Genomic DNA, 12,104 nt, shown 5'->3' on the forward strand with positions numbered 1-12,104 from the left:
GTTAGTTGAGGCCGTGCCCGCGGAAAGCGAAGTAATTAGTCGGAGCATTGCCAATATACATCAAACATTTCAAAATAACTACTTGGCTTAACGCAGTCATTGCACTGATTTTATACTTTCTTAACTTTCAAGCAAAAAATCATTCTTCTTTTTAAGGAGTCTATGGATATTTTCAAAGCTAGAGTAGTTTATTGTTTGGAATGTTAATTGGCATCAGCTATACCCAGCAAGTTTTTGTTCATAACCTGCTAAGCTAGAAACAGATATTATCTTTAATCAATATTCCCCCCTAAACACTGGTTCTATAGCTACTAAACTACATGTGTTAATAGGAGGACCTCTTGCTCATATATTTTGCTTTTATATATGGGGCTCTGGGATCTCACAACTCTCTCTTTCCCCTCTGTCTACTAAGTTATTTCCGTTCTTATATGATCGTACTTCCCAACGTGTGTTCAAAATGCCCTAAAGCCCACTCATGGCCTGTTGAATTAAAGCTAGCTACTGCATCCTGATGAATAACCATCTTAAATCCTTTATTATAAGCATCAACAGCTGTATGTAATACGCATATATCTGTACATACCCCAATAATATGGAGTTCATCAATAGCTCGTTCACGTAACTTTATCTCTAGATCTGTGCCAGCAAAGGCACTATACCTTGTCTTATCAATAAAATAAACATTGTGCTTTTCCTTATTTTTTTGATATACCTCTGCCAACCTACCATAAAGCTCTCTTCCAGAGGTCCCTATGATATTATGGGTAGGAAATAAGGAAAATTCCGGGTGATTACTGTCTGCAGCTTCATGCGCATCGATAGCGAATACAACATAATCCCCTGCTTCAATAAATTCATTGGTAAGTGATACGACTTTTGATTCTATCGCTTGACCTGGCTCACCACACGTTAGTTTTCCATCATTGGCAACAAAATCATTCGTGTAATCAATGTTAATTAATGCTTTCTTCACATACATCTACCTCTCTAAAATAAAATAACAACGAAGAACCAAATAATCATTACAAATTGTATAACTACTTTAGCAAAAGCCCCGCCAAGGAATCCCATAAGTGAACCAAACGAAGCACGGAAGGCTTCTTGCGTAGTCCTTTGTTGAAGCGATTCAATAATAAACACGGTTAGAAATGGAACGATTAAAACACCAAATGGCGGAATAATAAATGAACCAACGATAACTGCTATGGCTGCCCCACGCTCTCCCCATTTACTTCCTCCATATTTTTTTACAAAGTAACTATTTGCAATGATGTCTGCAGCGATCAGTACAATGGTGATCAAGGCCATTCCTATCCAAAAGGACATGGTTAATTCATTTGGGTCTATGACAAACTGGTATAAAAGAAACCCACCCCATAGTACAAGTACAGAAGGAATGATAGGAAATATCACTCCTACAAAACTTAGAAAAAATAATGCACTAATTAAAATCCAAATAATTATATCTAGCATCCCATCATCCTCCAACGTCATTTACTTTTTTGAAAACATACTTGATAGTCTTGTTTCTTCCTTATTAATTATACGTCGGTAATTATCCAAATGTTTCGCTATACTTAAAACAGATAAAAAAACGACGATAGATGTTGGTTCTGGACCAAAAAATACATATGTTGTAATTAAAAAGGAAACATACATACATAATACACCAACCACTAAATAATCTGTTGCAATTGTAAATATGAGCAAAATTCCAATGCCTATAATAGCTATTTTCCAATCAATGGCGAGTAGGATTCCAACTAACGATGCCGTTCCCTTACCACCACTAAATTTCATTGTTAGTGGGTAATTATGACCTAGAATAATAAATAAAGCCGATATATATATGAGCAACGTCTGTTCTTTACCAGTAATGCCATTTTCATTTAAAATGTATAATACAAGCACTATGGCAAATGTAGCTTTAAAAATATCAATAAGTGCAACTAAAACACCATACTTCCAGCCAAGTAAAATGGTTGTGTTAGAGGCTCCAGCATTTTTCACACCGGCATTCTTTATATCTACCTTTTTATACATGCTTACAAGCTGCGAACCATGTAGACAGCCTGCTAGATAGCCAATAATAGAAACAAGAGCGGTAATCATGAAATCCACCTTTCTGGTTTTTACTCATTATAACGTAAAAAATGGATAAAAAAATATTCATAATCTAAAATTAAAATCTGGTGTCCTTCGTTCATAGCGATTAAGATTTGTGTGCATTAAAACATGAGGAGTACAGTCAGCATGAAAAAATTACAACAAATATTACTTCCTTGGATAATTATCATTCTATGCCTAGTTATATTATTTCAAGTCTATCATCATAACAATGGAAAATATTCTGAATCAGATAAAGGTGATCCTTTACCATCTAACTTACATCCAACAGTAGAAGCGAATAAAAACAGGCTGATTGAAAGAGCTGCGAAAAAAAATATTGATGTCGTCATTACGGAGGAAGTACGCTCCTTTAAGGAACAGAATCGACTATATGAACAGGGGCGAACACGCAAAGGGAATATTGTTACCTATGCAAAGGGTGGTGAATCCTATCACAATTATGGACTAGCCATTGATTTTGCTCTTGAAAATGATACAGGAAAAATAATATGGGATATTCAATACGATGGGAATGGTAACAATCAATCGGATTGGTATGAAGTAGCAGCAATCGCTAAAGAATTGGGATTTGAATGGGGTGGTGACTGGAATAATTTCAAAGACTATCCACACTTGCAAATGACTTTTGGTTTAAGTATAAATCAGCTTCAACAAGGAGTTCGACCAAAGGTTGATTAGGAACAAGAACAAATCGTTGCCACAAACGAAATAAATGGAATAGTTACAGCCAACTCAAATAAGTAGTCAACTGCTTTTTTTACTTTCAAAAATAACGAAACTGAGACAAAAGAACAGCATGGGCTACAATCAGTGGGAGTTTTGTTATCTCTCACTGATTGTTAGCAATGGGTATGACCTAATAGTCTTTGAACCAATTGAACATTTACTGGCAGTTGATCACCCACTTATTCATATTGGTTTCGCTTTATTGCTTGAAATGTGGGGGGCTTACTGCCAGTTAATACGGGACACAATGTGTTTTATTCACCAGGAAAGTGAATGCCGGAATCTCTCCTTAGTTTTTCTGTTATTTCGGCAATATAGCGACTTCTTTCTAAACACTTCTCATATAATGCCGTGTTATTATCACTAACCATCTTAATAAATGCTTGGATTTCATATATCATGTCAGCAGTCATTTGCTCTACAGCAAGCTCGTTTGTTTCTGAATTCGTTCTATTGTAAAACTGTAGTTTTTCAATAGGTGCAATTTGATTCATTGTTAATGTTCCCTCTTCCCCATGAATTTCAGAGGGGATAGTGGCATCTGCAATCTTAGAGCATAAAATGGTTACATTAAAATCTTCATATGTTAGCACGATCGTACCACTTCCATCGATTCCATTAGCTAATAAAACTGGAAAATAAGCGGCATCATTCGGCTGCCCAAATAAATCAACAGCCATACTTAAAGGATATACACCTAAATCCATCAAAGCCCCACCTGCAAACTCTTTTGCAAACACATTAGGAATCGTACCTTCTTTAAAAACATCATAACGTGATGAATACTTAACATATTGCAGCATTGCACTGCGTATTTTACCTACGTGTGAGAGTTTATTCTTTAAAATATCATAGTTGGGGGAAAATAAGTGGCGAAATCCTTCAAATATAAACACATCATGTTCCTTAGCTAATCGTTGCAGTTCTTCTAACTGCTTAACCGTATATACCATTGGTTTTTCACAAAATACATGCTTCCTCTTTTTTATACACAGCTTTATATGTTCTGGATGCATACGATTTGGGGATGCAACATAAACAAAGTCTGCATCTGAATTTAACATTTCCTCCATAGATGAATAGCTACATTCAATCCCATGCTTATGAGCAAAGGCTTTGGCTGCTGAAGCAGTCCTCGAATAAACAGAAGCTAGCTGAGCAGATTTCGATTGATCAGCTGCTTCAATAAACGCGTCTGTAATCCAACTTGTGCCGATGGTTGCATACTTCATTTTATTATTACTCTCCCTTTTGCTTCTCTGTTTCTTGCTTGCTCTCTCTCTCATTTGGTAACGGATCAACCTTATGCTTATACGCATACCCTTTTGAAATGGTTACCAATGATAGAACTAAAACAATCGCGACTACGATAACGCAAGCGATGATTACAATAGTCAATGTAGACAATTTGATTCCTCCACTTTTATGTTAGATTTTCAAATGGTTGTAGCATACCATAAACAGCCCTTGTATAGGGAAGGTCAATGCCTTTAGCTCCTGCCAACCGAAGTGCTCCACCATGGAGGTGATCCAATTCTAGTGTCAGTCCTTTTCTACGATCCTGATGCATCGAAGATGTAGCCTGATCATGTAAGTTATTTAATTTATCCCAAGCTTCTTTAACATCTTGTTCAGTAATTGGAACGTCATAGATATTAGCTAAGGTCTTCATTTCACTTAACAAGTGTAGCATAATATGAAAGGTCTCATTATGTTGCCTAATCATACCAATAGGTAAATCTACTGCAGCTGTAACACCTGAAAAAGCATTTATAAACATATATTTCTTCCATAGCTCAAGCAATATGTTATTACTGTTCTTCCCAGTCATGTTAGCAGAATTACTAAGCTTATCCAATTTAGAACAAATTGCCTCTTGTTCAGGCTCAAGTGCTCCATATATGAGCTCGTGGAAATCGCTTGAATGCTCCACATGCCCCTTGTCATTTAATGTTGCAATGATAAATGAAAGTCCCCCAAGTATGGATGCTTTTCCAAGTTCATTTTGTAATTTAGCCAGATGCTCTATTCCATTTAATACTGGAAGAATATACGCTCCTTTATTTACTAGGACACGTAATTGCTTCATAGCACCTTGTAAGTGATAGCCCTTCACACTTATCAAAACTACTTCTGGATCTTCTATCTGCTGTGGATCTGTAACAATCGTTGCATCATGGGTTTCATAATCCCCATGTATACTATGAATCACTGCACCTTGTTCTTTCAGTTGTATCGCCCTCTGTTCTCGCACAAGAAAAGTTACCTTAGCTCCTGCCTCTTGAAAACGTAATCCAAAATAACCTCCCAACGCACCAGCACCTAAAACAACGATATGCATATTTTCGCCTCCCCTTTGAATAATATCCTTAATAAAGTGAAACTTCAATCAGTGGGAGTTTTTGTTTAGACCCCACGGATGGTTAGTACCACAAGGGGATGACCTAAAGGCCTGCGTGCGAACCAATCGAACATTTACTGGCAGTTACCCCAACTTATCCACATTGGTTTCACTTTATTGCTTGAAGTGGAGATCTTACTGCCAGTTATATGTGGGATAAAGTAGATCATCCAATGATTAAATACTATTCGCTAATCCTATGGTACTTTTTTAATAGAATGATGTCTATTCGGTTTATCATTAGCTGGGATTTATTTGCAAATTTAGATAATACGGAAGCTTAGCAGATGATAAGATAGTATATTTATGTATACATGCTTTATTCTTAATTCATTCAGTTAAATCATAATAAATTCCAAATTATCTAAATTTACTGCGTTTGAGTCACTTAACTAGAACCTGTAACATTTTAATATAAGTGCTTCAACTTGAGTTCCTCTAATTCTTTTAATCTATTTTTCAAGATTATTCCAGTGATTTTCACCTATGAATAAAGTCATCTGGCTACTTACTTATTCACTTTTACAAATAAAAAGGGAGGCAATTATTTACATGAAGAAATTTTTACTTATGTTTGTTTTAGGTTTCTTGCTAATTGCACTTGCAGCGTGTGGTTCATCTGACAATAATGAGAGCAAGGAAGGCGGAAACGGAGAGTCTGAAGGTAGCGGTGGTAAACTAGAAGAATTAAAAGAAGCTGGCACTGTCACAATAGGCTTTGCTAATGAAGAGCCGTACGCTTACCAAGATGATAATGGGGAGTTAAAAGGTGCTGCTGTGGATATTGCTGCTGCTGTCTTTAAAGAACTTGGCGTAAATGAAATGGATGCCAAGCTTGCTGATTTTGGACAGCTAATCCCAGGCTTAAAGGCTGGTCAGTTCGATGTTATCACTGCCGGCATGGCAATTAACTCTGATCGCTGTAAGAATGCAGCTTTTGGTGAGCCGGAAATGAAATATGGGGAAGGATTAATTGTTCAAAAAGGAAACCCGTTAAATTTAAAGAGCTATACAGACATTGCAGATAATCCAGATGTAAAAGTTTCCGTGATGGCAGGAGCAACCGAAAATGAATTCCTTAAAACAGAAGGTGTAAGCGAAGACCAAATTCAATCTGCAGATGATATCCCTGCAACCTTTTCTGCAGTAGAGTCAGGAAGAGCTGATGCAACTACTGGTACAGAAATGACTATTAAAATGGCACTAGAGTCCTCTAACTCTGATAAGCTGGAATTTGTTGAAGGATTTGAACAACCAGATGTGGAAGGTGTTCCAAGCTATGGAGCAGCAGCATTCCATTTGGATAATACAGATCTACGCGATGCCTATAATGAAAAGCTAGCTGAGTTAAAAGAAGATGGTACAGTAGCTGAACTTCTTGAAAAGAATGGATTTAGCGAAGCAAATAACATGGTAGAGCCCGGAATTACTACAGAAAAAATCTGTAACGGTGAACTATAAGAATTAAAATAACACGTACACTATAGTAAACCAATGACTCCATAGGGTCCGACTTCCCTTACCTTAGGGGGAGTCAGACCCTATAATTTTTTTGAGAAACCATACATCTAACTGAAAAATAAGGAGTGATCACTATTAAAGCAATTATAGATATTTTTCCCATGTTAGCGCAGGGGCTAACCATTACCATCTCTGTACTAATTGCCTCTGCATTTTTTGGTTATTTATTTGCGTTTATTGCAGGGCTTTGTCGCCTTTCCAAAAATGTTATCCTTCGAAAATTCACCGGATTCTATGTAGAAATATTCCGTGGAACCTCTCTAATTGTTCAATTATTCTGGTTATACTATGCAGTTCCTATGCTTTTTGGAATTGAACTTGGAAGTAATTGGTGGGTTGGCGTCATCGCAATCGCTTTAAACTATGGGGCTTATATGTCAGAAATTGTACGAGGATCTATACTCGCTGTAGCAAAAGGACAGACTGAGGCTGCCACTGCGTTAAATATGTCACGTTTCCAACGTATGCGCCTGGTTATTTTCCCGCAAGCGGTACGAATGATGCTTCCCGAATTTGGGAATTATTTAATTCAAATGCTCAAGGCTACATCACTTGTATCCTTAATTGGTATGCATGATATTTTATACTACGGAGATATATTACGAAGCTCCAATCTTTCACAAGCACCGACAGTCTATTTATTAGTATTAGTCTTCTACTTTATTCTTGCACTTCCATTAATTTTCTTGACTCGTAAAATGGAAGACATCTCGAAGAAAGGGGTGGCTAGTCAATGAATATTTGGAGCTGGGATGTATTTGCTGACGCGTTTTTAGTTATTGTACAGGGGCTTGGAATAACATTAGGTCTTACAATAGCCTGTTATTTATTTGCTTTGATATTTGGATTTTTCTGGACCTTCCTTAGAAGAATTCCTTTCAAGCCGCTTCATTGGGTCATAACTTGGATTATGGAATTTATTCGTTCTACACCACCTCTCGTTCAGCTATTCTTTATCTTTTATGCATGGCCGATGGTACCTGTGGTAGGAATGACATTAGACCCATTCACAAGTGCAATCCTTGGACTCGGCATCCACTTTAGCACGTATATTGGCGAAGTATACCGATCGGGCATTGATGGTGTGGATAAAGGACAATGGGAGGCTGCAAGGGCGTTAAACTTTTCCACTAGACAAAAATGGACTAAAATTATATTACCACAGGCTATTCCTCCGACCATTCCAATGTTAGGTAACTATTTAATTATTATGTTTAAAGAAGTTCCACTAGCATCCACCATTGGTGTGGCGGGTATTCTCCACATGGCAAATAGCTATGGTGCTCAATACTGGACTTATCTTGAGCCATTAACCATTGTAGCTATCCTATTCTTAGTAATGAGTTACCCTTCCGCTTTACTCATTAATAAGCTGGAAAAGAAAATGAATCGCCGCTTTGATAAGAAAGAAGCATTAAATAGTAGTAAAGGAGCGACAGCATAATGATAGAGCCGATTGTTACCTTTAATGATGTTCATAAATCATTTGGAGATGTCAAAGTATTAAAAGGAATTGATCTAGATATTAAGCCTGCAGAAAAAGTTGCAATCATAGGCCCAAGTGGTTCTGGTAAAACAACCATTATACGAATGCTAATGACATTAGAGCAACCAACTTCAGGAGATATTATTGTTGATGGTAAAAACCTTTGGAAGATGGAGAAAAAGGGGAGTATGGTCGACGCAAATGAAAAGCATTTGCGTAATGTCCGGGGAGATATAGGTATGGTATTCCAACATTTTAATTTATTCCCACATATGACCATTTTGGAAAACTGTATGACGGCACCGATCCACGTCAAAAATGAAGATAAATCTACAGCCAAGCAGCGCTCTATTGAGATGCTTGAAAAAGTTGGACTTGGTGACAAATTGGACAATTATCCTAGCCAACTTTCTGGAGGACAAAAACAGCGTGTTGCTATGGCAAGAGCGCTTGTGATGCGACCAAAGGTTATGCTATTTGATGAAGTAACATCTGCACTTGACCCAGAATTAGTTGGTGAAGTACTAGAAGTTATTCGTGACATTGCCAAAGAGGGAGAAATGGCAATGATTCTCGTTACACATGAAATGGATTTTGCTCTTGACGTAGCTGACAAAGTATTATTCCTTGATGAAGGTGTCATTGCTGAGCAGGGAACAGCTAGCGAGGTTATTGAGCATTCTACAAACGAACGATTGCAAAGCTTCCTGCATCGTTTTAGAAGCTAATGAAAAACATAATATCTTCCTCAACGGAGATGAATTAGCAATAGCATTGAAATCTCTAACCATTTTCTTTACTCAAAATACGAATAATCATGTTATCAATAGGAGTATCATCGCCGCACCGTGGAACTATACTCGCTTTCTGCGGGCACGGCCTCAGCTAACTTGGTAAAGAAAAACACGTTACCAAGTGGATCTTCGGACGCGTATTGTTCTCGCCGGAGTCTCGCTTATTTCAGGTGCTAAATGAATAATCCCAACCAAAAAACGAACGATAATTAATTTTCAACTAATTATCGTTCGTTTTTTATTGTTTCTTCATTCTTTTGTCTCATCCTCTTTTGTCAGATATACGATTGCCATAACCTAGCGAACTGGATCTTCACCAATTATCTTAACTTCTCTCTCTAATCGCACTCCAAACTTTTCATTTACTGTATCTTGAACATAGCGAATGAGATTAATATATTCTGTAGCTGTTGCATGATCCTTATTAACAATAAAGCCAGCATGCTTTAAAGAAACCTGTGCTCCGCCAATTTGCTTTCCTTGCAATTCACTGTCTTGAATCAATTTTCCAGCAAAATAACCTGGTGGTCGTTTAAATACACTTCCACATGAAGGATACTCTAATGGTTGCTTCGATTCTCTTTTATACGTCAAATCATCCATTATAGCTTTTATTTCTGCATATTTACCTTTTTCCAACGAAAAAGTTGCTTCAAGAACAATATATCCCTTTTCTGGAATGTTACTTGTACGGTATGCTAGATCCAGATCAGATGCTGTTAATACTTGGAGATTTCCATCCTTATCTACTACCTTGGTGCTTACTAACACATCTTTTATTTCGCCACCGTAGGCTCCAGCGTTCATATACAATGCACCACCTACTGACCCTGGTATACCACAGGCAAATTCCAACCCGGATAACGTTTTAGTTAGTGCTTCTCGGGAAACATCAATAATTCGCGCACCACTTTGAGCAACAATTGTAGAGCCGTTAGTGGAAATATCCGTTAATCGATGAAGATTCATAACAATTCCGCGTATTCCCCCATCTTTTACGATCAAATTAGAACCATTCCCCAGTAATGTAAATGCAATCTTTTCTTCGTTCGCCAACCTTACAATTTCCTGTACTTCATGATATGTTTCAGGTGTTACTAAAAAATCAGCCTTCCCGCCAAGACGGGTATACGTATGATTCTTTAATTCTTCGTCCACCATCACATTACTCTCGGATGTAATTTCTATTAATTTATTGTATATATGATGACTCAATCCCACACGTATCATTCCTTTAATAGTTATTCCAAAATACTTGATGATACTCTTCTACATTGTAAGCTATTCAATCTGATCTTGCCACAAAAACTCATAAATGTATTGGTCCACTAGCTTACTCTCGTGTAACCCACTGTGACTTAAATGCAGATCGTCAATAATAACCTCTTCTAATTGATCCTTTGGTATAATCGTTCGTAACGACTTAATACTTTCTGGCACAGCAATTGCATCCCCCGTACTTCCAATACTTAATACTTGTGTATATTCTGGAAATGATCGCTCTCTCAAAAATTGTAAAGCAGGAGAATCGGGATGCAAATCAGTAGCAGCAGGATCACGATTTAGTTGGAAATATTCTTCACTATAGATCCCATCAAACGGGCTACCGATCGCTATAAATTTACGAACAGTAGGAAACTTCACCCCTTGGTATTGCTTCATATACTCCAAGGAGACGATTCCTCCCATCGAATGTCCAACAAGATTGACATTTTCAATAGAATAAACAGCTTTCATATCTGCTAAGACAGCAGCTAGCCAACCTGCTGTCTCTTCAAAACTTGCTCGGTTATTTTCAAAAATAACCTGAACAAATACAGGCTCTTTTTTACCTTTACTAAGGTTATATTTTTCAATTGCTCCGTTATTTTTCACAAAATAGACAAGTGCTTTGTTACCCCAGTTATAATCACTCTCAAATCGTTTTAGCATATGGCCAAATGAATTCACAGTTCCCTTATAACCATGTACAAACAACGTTGGTCGTATTTTGTCAAAATCTGACTTTGTTTTATTGGGCATATATACAAGGGCTATCAATCCTAGGATCACTATACATATGGACGCAATACTCATTAGATGTTTTTTCTTCAAAAATACTCCCTCATTTATCTGGCAGTGATCTAAACCATTACCATATCACCGGTTGATCTGGATTGGTAATGATACAGAAGGTTTCCCCTATTGCCCTTCATTATAGCATGTCTCATCGGTATTTTCCTTTTAGAAATAGTGACATTTGTTGAAGCAATTATATATGATGGAAAACTGGCTGTTTTCCCTTAAAAGTTGTAATATACGAAAAACCTAGTGATCGCAATAATTCTATCGCCTCTGCTAGTCCATAACCTACAGTAGACGCTTGATGGGAATCAGAACCAATTGTAATGATTTCTCCACCACACTCCTTGTATAACTTAAGGATATCTTTACTAGGCATGGCACTATTAAGACCATAACGGAACCCAGAGGTATTTATTTCTATTCCCTTCCCTGCTGGTATGATTTCTTGAAATATCTCCTCAATCAGATTCAGAAAGCTATGTTCATTTTTTCTTGTCTGTGTATATCTTTTTATCAAATCAATATGTCCTAAAACTTGAAAGTCTTTAAAATGAGTAATGCAATCTAGTAATTCTTGATAATACGCTTGATATGCCTCATCCACTGTTTTACCTTGAAAGAAAGCTCCAGAATGTAAATCCATTCCAGAAGTGGTATGCATAGAACAGATGATAAAATCAAATGTTTCCTCCTGTATCATTTGCTTGCAATTGTCTAACAAATGGGGCTGTACCCCTATTTCTAAACCCTTTTTTATGTTGATACGCTCCTTATATAAACACTGCATTTCTTTGATTTTTTTTTCATAGGCAGGTAAATCTAACTCAAAATGAATCGTAGGATCTGGATAATCCTCATCAATATGCTCAGTGAAGCAAACTTCCTTTAGTCCCTTCTTCAAGGCGGCTTCTATTGTCTCCTCCATTGGCGTATCACAATCTGCTGAAAAATTACTATGTATATGATAATCGAACATAAA

14 protein-coding genes are annotated in these 12,104 nt (G+C 37.1%); 5 read left to right on the forward strand and 9 right to left on the reverse strand.

The features are described from left to right. Positions 1-427: 427 nt before the first annotated feature. Genes RVS70_RS17480 through RVS70_RS17490 form a run of 3 tightly spaced genes read right to left on the reverse strand, consistent with a single transcriptional unit; the run spans position 428 to position 2,115 of the window. Positions 428-982 carry a cysteine hydrolase family protein gene (locus RVS70_RS17480; protein ID WP_200862601.1) on the reverse strand — a complete coding sequence of 185 codons (555 nt, stop codon included), beginning with the start codon at positions 980-982 and terminating at the stop codon, positions 428-430. Between the two features lie 8 nt (positions 983-990). Further along, entirely contained in the window at positions 991-1,476 is a 486-nt protein-coding gene (locus RVS70_RS17485) for a DUF456 domain-containing protein (protein ID WP_026683121.1), read from the reverse strand. Between the two features lie 21 nt (positions 1,477-1,497). Then, positions 1,498-2,115, reverse strand: a complete 618-nt coding sequence (locus RVS70_RS17490; protein WP_026683120.1) for a glycerol-3-phosphate acyltransferase — start codon at positions 2,113-2,115, stop codon at positions 1,498-1,500. Positions 2,116-2,256: 141 nt separating this feature from the next. On the opposite strand from RVS70_RS17490, the gene RVS70_RS17495 reads away from it, so the two are divergent. Beyond that, the gene (locus RVS70_RS17495) at positions 2,257-2,811 is read left to right on the forward strand and encodes a M15 family metallopeptidase (protein WP_026683119.1); all 555 of its coding nucleotides are present in this window, start codon (positions 2,257-2,259) and stop codon (positions 2,809-2,811) included. A gap of 302 nt (positions 2,812-3,113) precedes the next feature. On the opposite strand, the gene RVS70_RS17500 is transcribed toward RVS70_RS17495, so the two are convergent. Genes RVS70_RS17500 through RVS70_RS17510 form a run of 3 tightly spaced genes read right to left on the reverse strand, consistent with a single transcriptional unit; the run spans position 3,114 to position 5,200 of the window. Continuing rightward, a complete protein-coding gene (locus RVS70_RS17500; RefSeq protein ID WP_026683118.1) occupies positions 3,114-4,091 on the reverse strand; it encodes a Gfo/Idh/MocA family protein in 978 nt (325 codons plus the stop codon). Positions 4,092-4,098: 7 nt separating this feature from the next. Then, complete coding sequence (gene ytzI, locus RVS70_RS17505) at positions 4,099-4,266, reverse strand: YtzI protein (protein ID WP_080668780.1); 168 nt, start codon at positions 4,264-4,266, stop codon at positions 4,099-4,101. Positions 4,267-4,282: 16 nt separating this feature from the next. Continuing rightward, positions 4,283-5,200 carry a ketopantoate reductase family protein gene (locus RVS70_RS17510; RefSeq protein WP_026683117.1) on the reverse strand — a complete coding sequence of 306 codons (918 nt, stop codon included), beginning with the start codon at positions 5,198-5,200 and terminating at the stop codon, positions 4,283-4,285. Positions 5,201-5,812: 612 nt separating this feature from the next. Here RVS70_RS17510 and ehuB point away from each other — a divergent pair. The 4 genes from ehuB to ehuA all read left to right on the forward strand — a co-directional run bounded on the left by ehuB (position 5,813) and on the right by ehuA (position 8,995). Beyond that, positions 5,813-6,721, forward strand: coding sequence for an ectoine/hydroxyectoine ABC transporter substrate-binding protein EhuB (gene ehuB, locus RVS70_RS17515; RefSeq protein WP_121604500.1), 909 nt, complete (start codon positions 5,813-5,815; stop codon positions 6,719-6,721). 161 nt (positions 6,722-6,882) lie between these two features. Next, positions 6,883-7,518 (forward strand): amino acid ABC transporter permease, encoded by a 636-nt coding sequence (locus RVS70_RS17520; RefSeq protein WP_026683115.1) that lies wholly within the window; start codon positions 6,883-6,885, stop codon positions 7,516-7,518. After that, positions 7,515-8,225, forward strand: coding sequence for an ectoine/hydroxyectoine ABC transporter permease subunit EhuD (ehuD, locus tag RVS70_RS17525; RefSeq protein WP_026683114.1), 711 nt, complete (start codon positions 7,515-7,517; stop codon positions 8,223-8,225). The genes RVS70_RS17520 and ehuD overlap by 4 nt, the downstream gene beginning before the upstream one ends. Beyond that, the gene (gene ehuA, locus RVS70_RS17530) at positions 8,225-8,995 is read left to right on the forward strand and encodes an ectoine/hydroxyectoine ABC transporter ATP-binding protein EhuA (RefSeq protein WP_026683113.1); all 771 of its coding nucleotides are present in this window, start codon (positions 8,225-8,227) and stop codon (positions 8,993-8,995) included. The genes ehuD and ehuA overlap by 1 nt, the downstream gene beginning before the upstream one ends. A gap of 363 nt (positions 8,996-9,358) precedes the next feature. On the opposite strand, the gene murB is transcribed toward ehuA, so the two are convergent. The 3 genes from murB to RVS70_RS17545 form a co-directional block, all read right to left on the reverse strand. Continuing rightward, entirely contained in the window at positions 9,359-10,282 is a 924-nt protein-coding gene (murB, locus tag RVS70_RS17535; protein ID WP_026683112.1) for a UDP-N-acetylmuramate dehydrogenase, read from the reverse strand. 60 nt (positions 10,283-10,342) lie between these two features. Next, positions 10,343-11,155, reverse strand: a complete 813-nt coding sequence (locus RVS70_RS17540; RefSeq protein ID WP_121604499.1) for an alpha/beta fold hydrolase — start codon at positions 11,153-11,155, stop codon at positions 10,343-10,345. A gap of 157 nt (positions 11,156-11,312) precedes the next feature. Then, positions 11,313-12,101, reverse strand: a complete 789-nt coding sequence (locus RVS70_RS17545; protein WP_026683110.1) for a histidinol-phosphatase HisJ family protein — start codon at positions 12,099-12,101, stop codon at positions 11,313-11,315. Positions 12,102-12,104 lie beyond the last annotated feature (3 nt).

The organism is Virgibacillus sp. M23, from assembly GCF_034190895.1.
In the GTDB taxonomy this organism is placed as follows: domain Bacteria; phylum Bacillota; class Bacilli; order Bacillales; family Amphibacillaceae; genus Virgibacillus; species Virgibacillus salarius.